Source organism: Streptomyces sp. NTD91 (genome assembly GCF_059510455.1).
The window spans coordinates 271,493-287,313 of sequence record NZ_JCAJZW010000002.1 but is presented as its reverse complement, the minus strand read 5'-3'; the positions used below and the strand labels follow the sequence as shown (position 1 = coordinate 287,313).

Genomic DNA, 15,821 nt, shown 5'->3' with positions numbered 1-15,821 from the left:
CCACGAGCCGCCTTCGCGGTGAGCCGTCGCGCCCGCGTCCCGCGCGACCACACCGTGCGCTCAGCCGACCGGCGCCGGCTGCCCCACGAGCATCGTCGGCGCTCCCGCCACCCGGGTCAGGAAGACGGTCGCCGCGTTCGGCCCCTGCGGCTTGACCTTCCGGCGCAGTTCCTCCGGCTCGACGGCCGACCCGCGCTTCTTCACGGTCAGCGTGCCGACCGCCCGCTCCCGCAGCAGGGCCCTCAACTTCTTGAGGTTGAAGGGGAGCTGATCGGTGATCTCGTAGGCGGAGGCGTACGGCGTGGGCCGCAGCTCGTCGGCGGTGACGTAGGCGATGGTGGGGTCGATCAGCCCGCCGCCCAGGTGCTCGGCCGCCTCGGCGACCAGATGGGCGCGGATGACGGCGCCGTCGGGCTCGTACAGGTACCGCCCCACCGGCCGTACCGCCGGATCGGGCAGGCCCTTTCCGAGGAGCGTGCGCGGGCCGGGCAGCAGGGTGGCGCGCACCGTGCCCGGCCCGGTGCCGAACCACAGCACTGCCTCCTTCACGTCTCCGCCGTCCGAGATCCACTCGGCCTCGGCGTCGGCCGGCACGGCCTCGTGCGGGATGCCGGGCGCGACCTTCAGCGCGGCGCGGGGCACCGTACGAGCGGCCCCGATCGCCCAGGACAGGGGAGGGGAGTAGGCCTCAGGGTCGAAGATGCGCCCGCCCGTCGCCCGGCCACCGCCCCTCACCGACGCGCTGCGCGCGGCCCCTCCGGACCGCCCCCCGCGACGCGCGGGGTCCACGAACACGGCGTCGTACCCGTTCGTCTCCACCTGAGTGACGTCCGCCTCCCGCACTTCGATCAGCTCGCCCAGTCCCAGCGCCTCCGCGTTCGCCCGCGCCGTCGCGGCCGTCACCGGGTCCCGGTCCACGGCGAGCACCCGGATACCCGCCCGGGCGAACGCGATCGCGTCCCCGCCGATCCCGCAGCACAGGTCGGCCACCGAGGTCACGCCGAGCTCCCTGAGCCGCCCCGCGCGGTACGTCGCCACGCTCGTCCGCGTCGACTGTTCGACGCCGTTCGGCGTGAAGAACATCCGCCCGGCGTCCGCCGCCCCGAACTTCGCCGCCGCCCGCTGCCGCAGCCGGGCCTGGCCGAGCGCCGCCGACACCAGCTCGGCGGGGTGGTCGCGGCGCAGCCGGGTGGCGACGGCGAGTTCGTCGGCCGGGGCGGTGCCCCGGACCTCGTCGAGGAGGGCACGGCCTTCGGGGGTGAGGAGCAGAGCGAGGTCGTTCACCCGGTCATTGTCGGCCAGTCGGTGGACGGTTCGCCCCCGGTGGCGGTGTCGCCGTGGGTTCCCGGCCGGGCCCTGCGAGGATCTGGCATCATGCGTGCTGTCGTACAAAAGGATAAAAATCGGACGCGTCTCGGGTGCCCGGTGCTGCTCCGCGGAGCCGCCGCCCTGGCGGGTTCCGTGCTCCTGTCGTGCTGTGCCGGCTCCGGCGTGTCCGGCCCCGAGCCCCACCCCGCGCCCGGCCAGGGCGGCCCCGCGCGCATCACGGGCCCGCAGCCCCGCGAAGGCGCCGAGAGCGCACGCCGAGCCGCCGAACACGCCCGGCTGGTCGCCGCCGCCCGGCGCTGGGGGCTGGACGAGGTCCCGCTGCCCCCGCCCCCGCCGCCCGGGCGCAAGCCGGTGATCAACGCGCGGGCCGGGTTCGAGGTGAGTCACCAGGAGGACCGGAACCTGCCCCCGGTCTTCACCGGTGTCCCCACCAAGCAGAAGATCGTCTTCCTCACGATCGACGACGGCTCGGAGAAGGACGCGAAGTTCCTGCGGATGATGAAGGACCTGAAGATCCCGTACACGGCCTTCCTCAGCAACTACCTGATCAAGGACGACTACGGGTACTTCCGCAGGATGCGGTCCTACGGGCACGCCCTCGACAACCACACGCTGCACCACCGCCACCTGCCGGGCCTGTCCTACGAGCGGCAGAAGACCGAGATCTGCGGCATGCAGGACATCATGGAGAAGCAGTTCGGCAGGCGGCCGACGGTCTTCCGCCCGCCGTACGGCACCTACGACCAGGACACCCTGCGCGCCGCCAGGTCCTGCGGCATCAAGTACGCGCCGATCTGGAACGAGGAGGTCTACGCCGACCACTGGGAGTACCGCGAGGAGGACCGGAGGATCCACCGCGGCGACATCGTCCTCACCCACTTCCGCGGCCGCTCGGACTGGAACGGCACGATGGTCGACGACATGCGCCGCTTCCTGGACAAGGTCACGCGCGAGGGCTACGCCGTGGCCCGCCTGGAGGACTACCTGTGAGGCCGGGGGCGCGACACGGGGGCGCGGGTCCCGGGCGGCGCCGCCCCGCCCGGCGCGTCCTCGCGCTCCTCGCCTTCGCCCTCCTCCTCGCCGGCTGCGCCCAGTCCGTGGACCCCATCGAGCGGCTCGGCAAGAAGGCCGCCGAGGGGGTGCACCCGCAGGGTGCCGCCCCGGACCGGACCTACCGCCGCTGGGGCCTGACGGAGCCCCTCGTCCACCCGCCGCAACCCACCACCCGGGTCCTCTCCCTCCCGCCCGGGGCGGCCGGCCGGGCCCTGCCTCGCGTCGTCGACCACATCCCCACCCGCGACCGGGTCGTCTTCCTCACCTACGACGACGGCGCCGACCGGGACCCCCGCTTCGTCGACATGGTCCGTGAACTCCGGCTGCCGGTCAGCATGTTCCTCACCGACAGCATCGCCGGCCCCGGCTACGGCCACTTCGGCCGCCTGCACCGGCTGGGCGCCGGGATCGAGAACCACACCGTCGACCACCGCGCGCTGGCGGGGCTGCCGTACGCCGGCCAGCGCGCCGAGATCTGCGGCCAGCAGGACCGGCTCAGCGCCCGCCTCGGCGTACATGCCCGCCTCTTCCGCCCGCCGTACGGCTCGTACGACGCCACCACCCTGCAGGCCGCGTCCGACTGCGGCATCTCGGCGGTCGTCCTCTGGCGCGTCGCGATGACCCCGACCGACCTCGTCTTCGTCCATGGCGAACGCCGCCTGCGCCCCGGCGACATCATCCTGGTCGGCCCCGACGAGACGACGGGTCCGAGCCTCAGGGAGCGCACGGCGTGGCTGCTGCGCAGAGTGCAGCGGCGGGGGCTGACGGTGGGACGGCTGGAGGACTACCTGGACTGACCCTGTGCCGGCCGGCGAAACCGGCCCGTCCGGCCCGCCCGCAACGAACCCCGCACCACCGGGATTCGGCCGACGCGCCGCACGGCATTGGCACTCCGCTTGACCGAGTGCTAATCGCGGTCATAGTCTCGGCTCTGGCACTCCCCGAGGGAGAGTGCCAACAACGCGACGGGCAGGTCCGGCACCCGCGACGACGGATCGACCTGGTCGCCACCTCAGACAGTTAACCCCGTGAGATCTCCGAAGGGGGAGGTCGGATCGTGACGACCACCAGCTCCAAGGTTGCCATCAAGCCGCTCGAGGACCGCATCGTGGTCCAGCCGCTGGATGCGGAGCAGACCACCGCCTCTGGCCTGGTCATCCCGGACACCGCGAAGGAGAAGCCCCAGGAGGGCGCCGTCCTCGCCGTGGGCCCGGGCCGTTTCGAGAACGGCGAGCGCCTTCCGCTCGACGTCAAGGTCGGCGACGTCGTCCTGTACAGCAAGTACGGCGGCACCGAGGTGAAGTACAACGGCGAGGAGTACCTCGTCCTCTCGGCTCGCGACGTGCTCGCGATCATCGAGAAGTAAAACCTCGAGCGAACCTTTGCTTTGAGCTGCGCCCCTGGCCCCCGCGACCGATAACGAAGCCGGGCGCCCGGGGCGCAGTGTCTTTTTCACCCACAGATTTCCGAGAGGGCTCCCGCTGTCATGGCGAAGATCCTGAAGTTCGACGAGGACGCCCGTCGCGCCCTCGAGCGCGGCGTCAACAAGCTGGCCGACACGGTGAAGGTGACGATCGGTCCCAAGGGCCGCAACGTCGTCATCGACAAGAAGTTCGGCGCCCCCACCATCACCAACGACGGTGTCACGATCGCCCGCGAGGTCGAGATCGAGGACCCGTACGAGAACCTCGGTGCCCAGCTGGTGAAGGAGGTGGCGACCAAGACCAACGACATCGCGGGTGACGGCACCACCACCGCCACCGTGCTCGCCCAGGCGCTGGTCCGCGAGGGGCTGAAGAACGTCGCCGCGGGTGCCTCCCCGGCCGCCCTGAAGAAGGGCATCGACGCAGCCGTCAAGGCCGTCTCCGACGAGCTGCTCGCCTCGGCCCGCCCGATCGACGAGAAGTCCGACATCGCCGCCGTCGCCGCGCTGTCCGCCCAGGACCAGCAGGTCGGCGAGCTGATCGCCGAGGCGATGGACAAGGTCGGCAAGGACGGTGTCATCACCGTCGAGGAGTCCAACACCTTCGGTCTGGAGCTCGACTTCACCGAGGGCATGGCCTTCGACAAGGGCTACCTGTCGCCGTACTTCGTGACGGACCAGGAGCGCATGGAGGCCGTCCTCGACGACCCGTACATCCTGATCCACCAGGGCAAGATCTCCGCCATCGCGGACCTGCTGCCGCTGCTGGAGAAGGTCATCCAGGCCGGCTCCTCCAAGCCGCTGCTGATCATCGCGGAGGACGTCGAGGGCGAGGCCCTGTCGACCCTGGTCGTCAACAAGATCCGCGGCACCTTCAACGCCGTCGCGGTGAAGGCCCCCGGCTTCGGCGACCGCCGCAAGGCGATGCTGCAGGACATGGCGATCCTCACGGGCGCCACCGTCATCTCCGAGGAGGTCGGCCTCAAGCTCGACCAGGTCGGCATCGACGTGCTCGGCTCCGCCCGCCGCGTCACGGTCACCAAGGACGACACCACGATCGTCGAGGGCGCGGGCAAGCAGGAGGACCTCACCGGCCGCGTCGCGCAGATCAAGGCCGAGATCGAGAACACCGACTCCGACTGGGACCGCGAGAAGCTCCAGGAGCGCCTCGCGAAGCTGGCCGGCGGCGTGTGCGTGATCAAGGTCGGCGCCGCCACCGAGGTGGAGCTGAAGGAGAAGAAGCACCGCCTGGAGGACGCCATCTCCGCGACCCGCGCCGCGGTCGAGGAGGGCATCGTCTCCGGTGGTGGCTCCGCCCTGGTGCACGCCTCCAAGGTCCTCGAGGGCAACCTCGGCAAGACCGGCGACGAGGCCACCGGTGTCGCGGTCGTCCGCAACGCCGCGGTCGAGCCGCTGCGCTGGATCGGCGAGAACGCCGGCCAGGAGGGCTACGTCATCGTCTCCAAGGTCAAGGACCTGGAGAAGGGGCAGGGCTACAACGCCGCCACCGGCGAGTACGGCGACCTGATCAAGGCCGGCGTCATCGACCCGGTCAAGGTCACCCGCTCCGCCCTGGAGAACGCCGCCTCCATCGCCTCCCTGCTGCTCACGACCGAGACCCTGGTCGTGGAGAAGAAGGAAGAGGAAGAGCCGGCCGCCGCGGGCCACGGCCACGGCCACGCCCACTGAGCCGACCGCTCGTCGAGCGAGGGCCCGGCACCCCGAGGGATACTGTTGGTTGATTCGGGCCCGGTTGCTTCGCCCCGTCGTTGTACGGCGGGGCGAAGTGCTGTCAGGGGGCTGGTTCGGGTGCGGGCTCGGGGTGTGTTGGAGAGCCGGGCGTCGATACGGCTGAGGTTGACGGCTGCGCCGGTGAGCCGGTGCTGGAGGCTGGTCTCGGCGAGGCCTCGGTAGCGTGTTCTGCGCAGGGCGCACCACCTCGGGTGGGCCGGGCCCTCGCCCTTGTGCACCGCCGCTACTGCTCCAGCTCGTCGAGCGCGCCCAGCTGTTGCATCAGCCCCAGCTGGTCGTGCTGCCACCACATCTCGGCGATCTTGCCGCCGTCCGTGAACCGGAACAGCGTCATCCCGGTCATGGTGACCTTCCTGCCGGTGGGCGGGATGCCGAGGAAGTCGCCGTTGTGCGTGGCGTTCCACGTCCACCGCGCGCACACCCGGTCGCCCTGGGCGAGCACGTCGTCGAGCGTGAACGCGAAGTCGAAGCCGCCGCGCCACATCCGGAACTCGCTGCGGGCGTTGTCCAGTCCGATGGTGTCCTGCGGGTTCACCGGATCGTGGCTGTGGACGTCCTCGTCCAGCAGGTCGTTGAGCGGCGGAAGTTCGCCGGGCGTCGCGAGCGCCGCGTAGAACCGGCGCACGGTCCCCTCGGCCGGCGCCTCGTCCCGCAGCACGTCCAGATCGATGAACGTCGGGGCCTCGTCGCACAGGGCGGCCATCTGACGGAAGACCTTGCCGGTCTCCGGGAGGCGGGAGTTCCGCAGGGCCTCCTCGTAGGACGGGAACTCCACCACTTCGACGATGTGCGACGCGTCCGAACGGTCCCTGCCGACCAGCGCGTGCGTCGTCGTCCGCTTCCCCCTGGTCTGGGCGACCCAGTCGTCGATGAGCCGGTTCATCTCGTCCAGCCGGCTGGTCCTGCAGTCGATGAGCTGTACGAAGGTCATGACGCCGCCTCCTGGACCGGCAGAGAACGCCAAGCCAGTTTATTCGGATATGACCCTTGTGTCCCAGTGAAGGATCTCGAGCCGGGGGGCTCCGGCCGAGGTCTGCGGCGCCGGCCTGGGAACAGGGGTCCTTCGGCACGGTGGTGCTCCGGCCGCGCGGGAGCGTGTCGGACCCCGCCGGGACCTGTTACTGCGGCCCGTACTTCCGCCCCGTCTTCGACGTGATCCCGCCCAGCAGCGCACGCGGAGTCACCTTCACCAGGCCCATCAGCGCCTTGTAGCGGGGGTCGGGGATCGACAGGGACTTGCCGCGGGCCAGGTCGGACAGGGCCGCCGCGACCAGTTTGTCGGCGTCCAGCCACATCCAGCCGGGGATGTTGTCCGTGCCCATCCCGGCCCGCTCGTGGAACTCGGTGCGCACGAAACCGGGGCACAGGGCCATCAGGCGGACGCCGCTGCCGGCGAGGTCCTTCGCCGCGCCCTGCGTGAACTGCACGACCCACGCCTTGGAGGCGCCGTAGGTGCCGCGCGGCACGAAGGCGGCCACCGACGCGACGTTGACGACCCCGCCCCGGCCGCGCTCGCGCATCGCCTCGGCCGCCGCCGAGGTCAGCCGGAGCACCGCCTCGCAGTGCACCTTGAGCATCCTCAGCTCGTCGGCCATGGAAACGTCGAGATAGCGGCCCTTGTTGCCGAAACCGGCGTTGTTGACCAGCAGGTCGACGGGGTTCTTCCGGTCGCCGAGGCGGTCGGCGACCGTTTCGATGCCCTTGTCCTCGGCCAGGTCGGCGGTCAGCACCTCCACCTCGATGCCGTGCCGGTCGTGCAGTTCGGTCGCCTGCTCGCGCAGCCGTCCGGTGTCCCGCGCGACCAGGACGAGGTCGTGCCCGTCAGCCGCCAGCCGCCGCGCGAACGCGGCACCGATTCCCGCGGTCGATCCCGTAATCAGAGCCGTTGTCATGACCCAAGGTTAGTGACCCGGAGCGACCGCGTCCGCTGACCTGGGCCAGGGGAGTTGACCTGCGGGGGCCCTGGGCGTGGGGCAGCCCGCGGCGCGCAGGCGGTGGCTGTCCGGCCGGGCCCGGAGGTGGACGCCCCCTCAGCCGCTCAGCCGGGCCACGTACTTGCGGGCCGCCGTCAGTGACTCCGGATGCAGTGCCTCGCCCGCCGCGAGGAGTCGTGGCAGCAGGTCCCGTTCGGTGGTGACCGCGCGGAACTCCAGGGCTGCCGTCACCCCGTGGTCCGGCCGGTGCACGATCTCGATCGGATCGCCCGCCCGTATCTCGCCGGGCTCGATCACCCGGAGGTAGGCACCGGTCACGCCCTTCCGTGTGAACCTCTTGACCCAGCCGCGCTCGCCCAGATGGCCTTGGAACGTACGGCATGGGATACGGCCCGAGGTCACCTCCAGGACCACCTCGGTACCGATCCGCCAGCGCTCTCCGATCAGGGCGCCGGAGACGTCCAGGCCGTCCGTCGTCAGGTTCTCTCCGAAGCAACCGTTGGCCAACGGCCGGCCGAGTTCGCGCTCCCAGTCGTCGAGGTCCTCGCGCGCGTAGGCGTACACCGCCTGGTCGTCGCCGCCGTGATGCCGCAGCTCGCACACCGCGTCCCCGGCCAGTCCGCTGCCGCCGACGCCCTTGGGGCCCGGGGCGGCCACCCGCACCGACCCGTCGGCCGGCCTCTTGTCGATGCCCGTCACGCCCTGCGCCTGGTCCGTGTACGGCACCGCCCGGGGGCTGCCCAGATTGACCGAGAGAAGCTTCATGGCCGCACGGTACGGGACCGCACCTCAAAGCGTCGAGGGAATATCACGCGTCCGCCCCAAGCAGCCCTTATGCTCAAGAGGTGATCGAGGCCCGTCATCTCCGCGTCCTGCGCGCCGTCGCCACCACCGGTTCCTTCTCGGCGGCGGGGCGTGAACTGGGCTGCACCCAGCCCGCCGTCAGCCAGCAGATGAAGGCCCTGGAGACCTCGGTCGGCACCCCGCTGCTGGTCCGCAGCGGCCGCGAGATGCGGCTGACCCAGGCGGGTGAGGCGCTGGTCAGACACGCCTCCGGCATCCTCGCCGGGCTCACCGCGGCCGAGGAGGAGGTCGCCGCCATCGCGGGCCTCAGGGCCGGTCGGGTCCGGCTGGTCTCGTTCCCCAGCGGCAGTTCCACCCTGGTCCCCACCGCCCTGGCCGCCCTGCGCGCCGCCCACCCCGGCACCCGTGTCTCCCTGGAGGAGGCCGAGCCGCCGCGGTCGGTGGAGCTGCTGCGCGACGGCGACTGCGACCTGGCCCTGGCGTTCCGCTACGAGGGCGCGGCGGTCGCCGAGGACTGGGACGACCTGGTCGTGAGGCCCCTGCTGATGGACCGTCTGGTGGCCCTCGTGCCGGAGCGGCACCGGCTCGCCCACGCGGAGAGCGTGGCCATCGGAGAGCTGGCCCAGGAGCCCTGGATCGCGGGCTGTCCGCGCTGTCGCGGCCAGCTGGTCGAGGTGTGCGAGGGGGCGGGCTTCACCCCGCGCATCGACTTCGCCACGGACGACTATCCCGCGGTGGTCGGCCTGGTCGGCGCGGGCCTGGGCGTCGCCGTCCTGCCCCAGCTGGCCGTGGAGTCGGTACGGCCCAGGGGTGCGCGCACGGTACGGCTGGAACCGGCGGTACGCCGTGAGATCGTCGCCCTCACCCTGCCCGACCTGGCCCAGGTGCCGGCCGTGGCCGCGACGCTGGAGCAGCTGGCGCGGGCGGCCGGGCGTCCGGCGTAGCGGGATCCCGGGCGAGGGGTCGGCGCGCGGGATCCCGAGGCGGGGCCGGGGGTCCGGAGGCAGAGTCGAGGGCACGCACACGGCGACGCGACGTGCCCTGGTGGAGGCAGGCGCACCCAGTGGTCCTCGGGTGCAGAATCGTTCCTTCAGTGATCCGGGGCGGCGTCCGTGCCGGTGGCCGAAGCGGTCACCAGGCGGTTGCGCGCGCGCCCCATCAACTCCTCACGCTCGTCCTCGGTCAGGCCGCCCCAGACGCCGTACGGCTCGCGCACCGCCAGCGCGTGCGCCGCGCACTCCGCGCGGACGGGGCACCTCATGCAGACCTCCTTGGCCGAGTTCTCGCGAGCGCTCCGAGCCGCCCCGCGCTCGCCCTCGGGGTGGAAGAAGAGCGAGCTGTCCACGCCGCGGCAGGCAGCCAGCAGCTGCCAGTCCCACAGGTCCGCGTTCGGTCCGGGAAGGCGGGAGAAATCTGCCATTACGTGACCCCTTGTAGCCGTTCTGAGCGGATACGGTGCCATCGACCGTACATCTCCGGTCTAAGGAGATGAAAATATGACTCATTGCGAATCTAGCCTCGGACACCGCGAAACGGGAAGAAAAGGGTCCAAACGGGGCATAGTTGTGATGAAAAGTTGAGGGTCTGCCGTCCATGTCGGCGCTGTGTCGGGCCCCTCACGTAGAGTGCCGAAGACGGCGTGTAGCCCCGTAACTCTTTCGAGTGACCGTCGTTGAGAGTGCGGAGGCGGTTGAAAACACAAGCGCTCGGGCAGGCGTCCGAGACGGTCGACCGCACAGGTGAGATTCCGTACCAGCCTGGAGGCTCAAGGTGACGCGCATCAGCTGCGGAGGGCGGTCATGACATCCGTCCTCGTCTGCGACGACTCCCCGCTTGCCCGAGAAGCGCTCCGTCGCGCGGTCGCGACCGTGCCCGGCGTCGAGCGTGTGACGACGGCGGCCAACGGCGAGGAAGTCCTCCGCCGCTGGGGCGCCGACCGCTCCGACCTCATCCTGATGGACGTGCGCATGCCCGGCCTGGGCGGCGTGGAGACCGTGCGCCGGCTGCTGTCCGCCGACCCCGGCGCGCGCATCATCATGCTCACCGTCGCCGAGGACCTCGACGGTGTGGCTCTCGCGGTCGCCGCGGGCGCCCGGGGCTATCTGCACAAGGACGCCTCGCGCGCCGAACTGCGGGCCACGGTGACGCAGGCCCTCGCCGACCCCACCTGGCGGCTGGCCCCGCGCCGGCTGCGCTCGGCCGAGATGGGCGCCGCGCCCACGCTGACCGCGCGTGAGATCCAGGTGCTGGAGGGCATGAGCCACGGCCGTTCCAACGCCGAGATCGGCCGCGAGCTGTTCCTCTCCGAGGACACCGTCAAGACGCACGCGCGCCGCCTGTTCAAGAAGCTCGGCGCCTCGGACCGGGCCCACGCGGTGGCGCTCGGCTTCCGCTGGGGGCTGGTCCGCTGACCAGTGCCCGGCCCCGCTGGGCGGGTCGGGCCGCCCGGCACCGGGCACCATGCCCGGCCCGGACGGGTGTCCGCCTTCCCCGGCAGCGAGGGGTCGCGCCGACGGCGCGGACACCCGCCTTCCGCGAGCCGAGACCGCCGGGGCCGGCGCCCCGCCGGTACGCCGCCTCCCCCACGCGCGGGGAGGTGCGCGGCCCTGCGGGGCGGCCCGAAGTTCATCGTTCTCGGACGCCGAAAGCGCAGGGTTCGCCGGTCTGGTACGGCCCCGGGAGCGAGCGGATGTGCCGCGCCCGCGCACAGCCGTCACCGAGACGACGCGCGCCCGGTGCGCCGTTCCGGACGATCGGTACGACGAGCGGCGCACGGCCGGTTCGTTCCCGCGTCGGCGCCCTCGGCCGCGCGCCGTACCGTCACGCTTCCGGGTCATCGGTGCGCGGGCACCCGGCGCCCTCCGGCGTCTTCTCGTCGTCCCCGGGAGCAGGCGCGGGAAACCCCGTGGCGAGTGCTCCCGTTGCCCCCGACCCGGCCGTGACGGGGCCGCGCGGCGTGGAGCCGGTCACGTCCGGCGCGCCGCGCGGCGCGTGAGCGGGCGTCCGCGGGGGCGGAGATCCACTTTGCGAACACCCGTGGTCGGCGGCGTCGGGTGCGGCGCGGGGCACGCGCGAGGCGATCGTGCGCGCCGCCGGCGTACGGCCCCCGTGGGAGGCCGCGGCCGGCGCCGCGCAAGGCGGTCCGCCGTACGCGCGCTGCTCGTTTCGGCGCGGATGCCGCATCCTTGAGATGTGGAGTCTCTCGGGGACGAGTCGGTCGAGCGGAAGGGGAGGGCGCAGGGAATGAGTGCCGGCGCACCTGCTCATAACGCTTCGGTGCACAACCACGAACACGATGCGACGGACCGGACGGCCACAAGGCACCATGGACCGATGCGCGACGACGAGGCGGGCACGGCCCACGGGGCGATCGGTGCGCTCGTCCATCGCGCCGTCCACGGGGACGAGCAGGCCACGCACGATCTGCTCGCCCACGTCCACCCGCTGGCGCTGCGCTACTGCCGCACCCGGCTGTCCCGGCTCCCGGGCGACGCGCGTCACTTCGTCGAGGACCTCGCCCAGGAGGTCTGCGTGGCCGTCCTGCTCGCGCTGCCCCGCTACCGCGACACCGGCCGCCCCTTCGAGGCGTTCGTCTTCGCCATCGCCTCCCACAAGGTCGCCGACCTGCAGCGCGCCGCCATGCGCCACCCCGGTTCCACGGCGGTCCCGTCCGACGAGATGCCGGAGCGGCCCGACGACTCCCTGGGACCCGAGGAGCGCGCCCTGCTCAGCAGCGACGCCGAGTGGGCCAAGAAGCTGCTGGCCAACCTCCCCGAGAACCAGCGCGAGCTGCTCCTGCTGCGCATCGCCGTGGGCTTGACCGCGGAGGAGACGGGGCAGATGTTGGGAATGTCACCCGGCGCGGTCCGGGTCGCCCAGCACCGGGCGCTGAGCCGTCTGCGCGCGCTCGCCGAGCAGTAACGCCCTTGCGGAGCCCCTCCCGCTCCCCCTGCCGAACAGGGATGCTTCGGCTTCCGTACGAACACACGAAGCCCGAAGTCACCCCCTGCCGTGGAATTTGCTAGCGATGCTTCCCGTTAGCATGGACATCCGCACCGATCAAGGCCATTTGGGGAAGGTGTCATGACTGCCAACGTCGACGGAGTGCCCGGAAAATTCGCGACACTCGGGCTGACCTACGACGACGTGCTGCTGCTGCCGGGTGCATCCGAGGTGCTCCCCAACGCGGTCGACACCTCGTCCCGCATCTCCCGCAACGTCCGGGTGAACATCCCGATGCTGTCGGCGGCGATGGACAAGGTGACCGAGTCCCGGATGGCGATCGCGATGGCCCGCCTCGGCGGTGTCGGCGTGCTCCACCGCAACCTGTCCATCGAGGACCAGGTCAACCAGGTCGACCTGGTCAAGCGGTCGGAGTCCGGCATGGTCACCGACCCGATCACGGTGCACCCGGAGGCGACCCTCGCCGAGGCGGACGCCCTGTGCGCCAAGTTCCGCATCAGCGGCGTCCCGGTCACCGACCCGGACGGCAAGCTGCTCGGCATCGTGACCAACCGCGACATGGCCTTCGAGAGCGACCGCACCCGCCGCGTGCACGAGGTCATGACGCCGATGCCGCTGGTCACCGGCAAGGTCGGCATCTCCGGTCCGGAGGCCATGGAGCTGCTGCGCAAGCACAAGATCGAGAAGCTGCCGCTGGTCGACGACGCGGGCGTCCTGAAGGGCCTGATCACGGTCAAGGACTTCGTCAAGGCGGAGCAGTACCCCAACGCCGCGAAGGACGCCGAGGGCCGGCTGCTCGTCGGTGCGGCGGTCGGTGCCAGCCCCGAGGCGCTGGAGCGTGCCCAGGCGCTCGCCGAGGCCGGCGTGGACTTCCTGGTCGTCGACACCTCGCACGGCCACAACAGCAACGCCCTCAGCTGGATGTCCAAGATCAAGTCTGCCGTGTCCGTCGACGTGATCGGCGGCAACGTCGCCACCCGCGACGGCGCTCAGGCGCTGATCGACGCCGGTGTGGACGGCATCAAGGTGGGCGTGGGCCCGGGCTCCATCTGCACCACCCGCGTCGTCGCCGGCATCGGCGTCCCCCAGGTCACCGCCATCTACGAGGCGTCCCTCGCGGCCCGTCCCGCCGGCGTCCCGCTGATCGGCGACGGCGGCCTGCAGTACTCCGGTGACATCGGCAAGGCGCTGGCCGCCGGCGCCGACACGGTGATGCTCGGCAGCCTTCTCGCCGGCTGCGAGGAGTCCCCGGGCGAGCTGCTGTTCATCAACGGCAAGCAGTTCAAGTCCTACCGCGGCATGGGCTCGCTGGGCGCCATGCAGTCCCGCGGCCAGGCGAAGTCGTACTCGAAGGACCGCTACTTCCAGGCCGAGGTCTCCTCCGACGACAAGCTCGTGCCCGAGGGCGTCGAGGGCCAGGTGCCCTACCGCGGCCCGCTCGCCAACGTGCTGCACCAGCTCGTCGGCGGCCTGCGTCAGACCATGGGCTACGTCGGCGCCGCCACGATCGAGGAGATGGAGTCCAAGGGCCGCTTCGTGCGGATCACCTCCGCGGGCCTGAAGGAGAGCCACCCGCACGACATCCAGATGACGGTCGAGGCGCCGAACTACAGCAGCAAGAGCTGAAACGGCGTCGTCACGCGCGCGTGACGGGCATCGACGGCGGCTCCGGGGCATCCGGGGCCGCCGTCGCCGTACCCGTCGGCGATACTGGAAGGCGCTGCAACGCATCAGGGAAAGGCCACAGACGTGACTGAGATCGAGATCGGGCGCGGCAAGCGCGGCCGCCGGGCGTACGCCTTCGACGACATCGCCGTCGTCCCCAGCCGCCGTACGCGGGACCCGAAGGAGGTCTCGATCGCCTGGCAGATCGACGCCTACCGCTTCGAGCTGCCCTTCCTGGCCGCTCCCATGGACTCGGTCGTCTCCCCGGCCACCGCGATCCGCATCGGTGAGCTGGGCGGCCTGGGGGTGCTCAACCTCGAGGGCCTGTGGACGCGGTACGAGGACCCGCAGCCGCTGCTGGACGAGATCGCCGAGCTGCCCGCCGAGCGGGCGACCCGCCGGCTGCAGCAGATCTACGCGGCGCCCATCAAGGAGGAGCTGATCGGCGCGCGCATCAAGGAGGTGCGCGACTCCGGCGTGGTCACCGCCGCCGCACTCTCTCCGCAGCGCACCGCCCAGTTCTCCAAGGCGGTCGTGGACGCGGGCGTGGACATCTTCGTCATCCGCGGTACGACGGTCTCCGCGGAGCACGTCTCCTCCTCGCACGAGCCGCTGAACCTGAAGCAGTTCATCTACGAGCTGGACGTCCCGGTGATCGTCGGCGGCTGCGCCACGTACACGGCGGCCCTGCACCTGATGCGCACGGGGGCCGCCGGTGTGCTCGTGGGCTTCGGCGGCGGCGCGGCCCACACCACGCGCAACGTGCTCGGCATCCAGGTGCCCATGGCGACCGCTGTCGCCGACGTGGCGGCGGCCCGCCGTGACTACATGGACGAGTCCGGCGGCCGGTACGTGCACGTGATCGCGGACGGCGGCGTCGGCTGGTCCGGCGACCTGCCCAAGGCGATCGCCTGCGGTGCCGACGCGGTGATGATGGGCTCCCCGCTGGCCCGCGCCACGGACGGCCCCGGCAAGGGCCACCACTGGGGCATGGAGGCGGTCAACGAGGAACTGCCCCGCGGCCAGAAGGTCGACCTGGGCACCGTCGGCACGATCGAGGAGATCCTCACCGGCCCGTCCCACACCCCCGACGGCTCGATGAACTTCTTCGGCGCCCTGCGCCGCGCGATGGCCACCACCGGCTACAGCGAGCTGAAGGAGTTCCAGCGGGTCGAGGTGACGGTCGCGGACAGCCAGCACCGCCGCTGACCCCGACGCGCGGAAGGGCCCGCCCACCTGGGCGGGCCCTTCGGGTTGCCCCGGATGTCGCGCGCCCGCTGCCGGAGCCCTACGCGGCGGCCTTCTTGGCGCCGGAGAACGCGGCGAACGCGGCGATGGCGAAGAAGAGGAAGGTCAGCGGATCCGCGTCTTCCTTCCACACCTTCTGGACCACGTCGATGTGCTGGAAGAACAGCTCGCTGAAGCTCACGTGCAGCTGGTCGGCGCCGATCATGGCCTCGCCGACCAGCTGGCCGACGTACACCGAGGCGAGCGCCAGGACCGCGCTGACGACCGGGAGGGCCGGGTTGCGGCCGCCCGTCTTGCCGGCCGCGAGACCGACGACGAAACCGACACCGACGGCCGCGTAGCCGATCTCGTGCTTGGTGGCGCCGATGACGAGGCCGTAGAGTCCGGCGGTGACCACGGCCGCGACGACCGCGGCGACGATGCCGAGAACGACGTTGCTCCGGGCCGGAGCGGCCGGCGCCGGCGGGGCGAAGGCGCCCGGCTGGGCGGCGTGGACGCCGGGCTGCGGCGGGTACGGCGCACCGGCCGGGGCCTGCTGGGCGTACGGGTTGCCGTCGGCCGGACCGGGCTGCGGCGGCTGCGCCGGTGGAATTGACTGGCTCATGACAGAGATCCCCCCGATGTGGAGCACGACTGAGAAGGAAAACGGA

General features: G+C 71.6%; 15 protein-coding genes. 9 read left to right on the top strand and 6 right to left on the bottom strand.

All coding sequences use genetic code 11. The annotated features are described in order from the left end of the window. Positions 1–60 precede the first annotated feature (60 nt). Positions 61–1,284 carry a class I SAM-dependent methyltransferase gene (locus AC5WRT_RS03930; RefSeq protein WP_496092992.1) on the bottom strand — a complete coding sequence of 408 codons (1,224 nt, stop codon included), beginning with the start codon at positions 1,282–1,284 and terminating at the stop codon, positions 61–63. A gap of 90 nt (positions 1,285–1,374) precedes the next feature. On the opposite strand from AC5WRT_RS03930, the gene AC5WRT_RS03925 reads away from it, so the two are divergent. The 4 genes from AC5WRT_RS03925 (at position 1,375) to groL (ending at position 5,494) form a co-directional block, all read left to right on the top strand. Further along, positions 1,375–2,319 carry a polysaccharide deacetylase family protein gene (locus AC5WRT_RS03925; RefSeq protein WP_496092991.1) on the top strand — a complete coding sequence of 315 codons (945 nt, stop codon included), beginning with the start codon at positions 1,375–1,377 and terminating at the stop codon, positions 2,317–2,319. Continuing rightward, positions 2,316–3,179, top strand: a complete 864-nt coding sequence (locus tag AC5WRT_RS03920; RefSeq protein ID WP_496092990.1) for a polysaccharide deacetylase family protein — start codon at positions 2,316–2,318, stop codon at positions 3,177–3,179. Before AC5WRT_RS03925 ends, AC5WRT_RS03920 begins: the two co-directional genes overlap by 4 nt. A 260-nt stretch (positions 3,180–3,439) precedes the next feature. Next, a complete protein-coding gene (groES, locus tag AC5WRT_RS03915; protein ID WP_020132158.1) occupies positions 3,440–3,748 on the top strand; it encodes a co-chaperone GroES in 309 nt (102 codons plus the stop codon). Between the two features lie 120 nt (positions 3,749–3,868). Beyond that, entirely contained in the window at positions 3,869–5,494 is a 1,626-nt protein-coding gene (gene groL, locus AC5WRT_RS03910; RefSeq protein WP_496092989.1) for a chaperonin GroEL, read from the top strand. A gap of 286 nt (positions 5,495–5,780) precedes the next feature. Here groL and AC5WRT_RS03905 read toward each other — a convergent pair whose 3' ends face one another. The 3 genes from AC5WRT_RS03905 to AC5WRT_RS03895 form a co-directional block, all read right to left on the bottom strand. Beyond that, entirely contained in the window at positions 5,781–6,488 is a 708-nt protein-coding gene (locus AC5WRT_RS03905; RefSeq protein WP_496092988.1) for an ester cyclase, read from the bottom strand. Between the two features lie 187 nt (positions 6,489–6,675). Then, positions 6,676–7,449, bottom strand: coding sequence for an SDR family NAD(P)-dependent oxidoreductase (locus tag AC5WRT_RS03900; RefSeq protein WP_496092987.1), 774 nt, complete (start codon positions 7,447–7,449; stop codon positions 6,676–6,678). A 138-nt stretch (positions 7,450–7,587) separates the two neighbouring features. Continuing rightward, on the bottom strand, positions 7,588–8,256 hold the full coding sequence (locus AC5WRT_RS03895) for an MOSC domain-containing protein (RefSeq protein WP_496099926.1): 669 nt from the start codon (positions 8,254–8,256) through the stop codon (positions 7,588–7,590). Between the two features lie 80 nt (positions 8,257–8,336). Between AC5WRT_RS03895 and AC5WRT_RS03890 the strand changes: the two genes are divergently transcribed. Further along, on the top strand, positions 8,337–9,239 hold the full coding sequence (locus AC5WRT_RS03890; RefSeq protein WP_496092985.1) for a LysR family transcriptional regulator: 903 nt from the start codon (positions 8,337–8,339) through the stop codon (positions 9,237–9,239). Positions 9,240–9,385: 146 nt separating this feature from the next. Here AC5WRT_RS03890 and AC5WRT_RS03885 read toward each other — a convergent pair whose 3' ends face one another. After that, positions 9,386–9,715 (bottom strand): WhiB family transcriptional regulator, encoded by a 330-nt coding sequence (locus AC5WRT_RS03885; RefSeq protein ID WP_496092984.1) that lies wholly within the window; start codon positions 9,713–9,715, stop codon positions 9,386–9,388. 379 nt (positions 9,716–10,094) lie between these two features. Here AC5WRT_RS03885 and AC5WRT_RS03880 point away from each other — a divergent pair, with 379 nt between their 5' ends. The 4 genes from AC5WRT_RS03880 to AC5WRT_RS03865 all read left to right on the top strand — a co-directional run bounded on the left by AC5WRT_RS03880 (position 10,095) and on the right by AC5WRT_RS03865 (position 15,132). Next, positions 10,095–10,706: a response regulator transcription factor gene (locus AC5WRT_RS03880; RefSeq protein ID WP_003948568.1), complete on the top strand. Its 612-nt coding sequence runs from the start codon at positions 10,095–10,097 to the stop codon at positions 10,704–10,706. A gap of 922 nt (positions 10,707–11,628) precedes the next feature. Next, the gene (locus AC5WRT_RS03875; RefSeq protein WP_330338279.1) at positions 11,629–12,216 is read left to right on the top strand and encodes a sigma-70 family RNA polymerase sigma factor; all 588 of its coding nucleotides are present in this window, start codon (positions 11,629–11,631) and stop codon (positions 12,214–12,216) included. A gap of 162 nt (positions 12,217–12,378) precedes the next feature. Beyond that, a complete protein-coding gene (gene guaB / locus AC5WRT_RS03870; protein ID WP_496092983.1) occupies positions 12,379–13,884 on the top strand; it encodes an IMP dehydrogenase in 1,506 nt (501 codons plus the stop codon). Between the two features lie 123 nt (positions 13,885–14,007). Beyond that, positions 14,008–15,132, top strand: a complete 1,125-nt coding sequence (locus AC5WRT_RS03865) for a GuaB3 family IMP dehydrogenase-related protein (protein ID WP_496092982.1) — start codon at positions 14,008–14,010, stop codon at positions 15,130–15,132. 79 nt (positions 15,133–15,211) lie between these two features. On the opposite strand, the gene AC5WRT_RS03860 is transcribed toward AC5WRT_RS03865, so the two are convergent. Beyond that, on the bottom strand, positions 15,212–15,775 hold the full coding sequence (locus AC5WRT_RS03860) for a hypothetical protein (protein WP_496092981.1): 564 nt from the start codon (positions 15,773–15,775) through the stop codon (positions 15,212–15,214). Between the last annotated feature and the right edge of the window lie 46 nt (positions 15,776–15,821).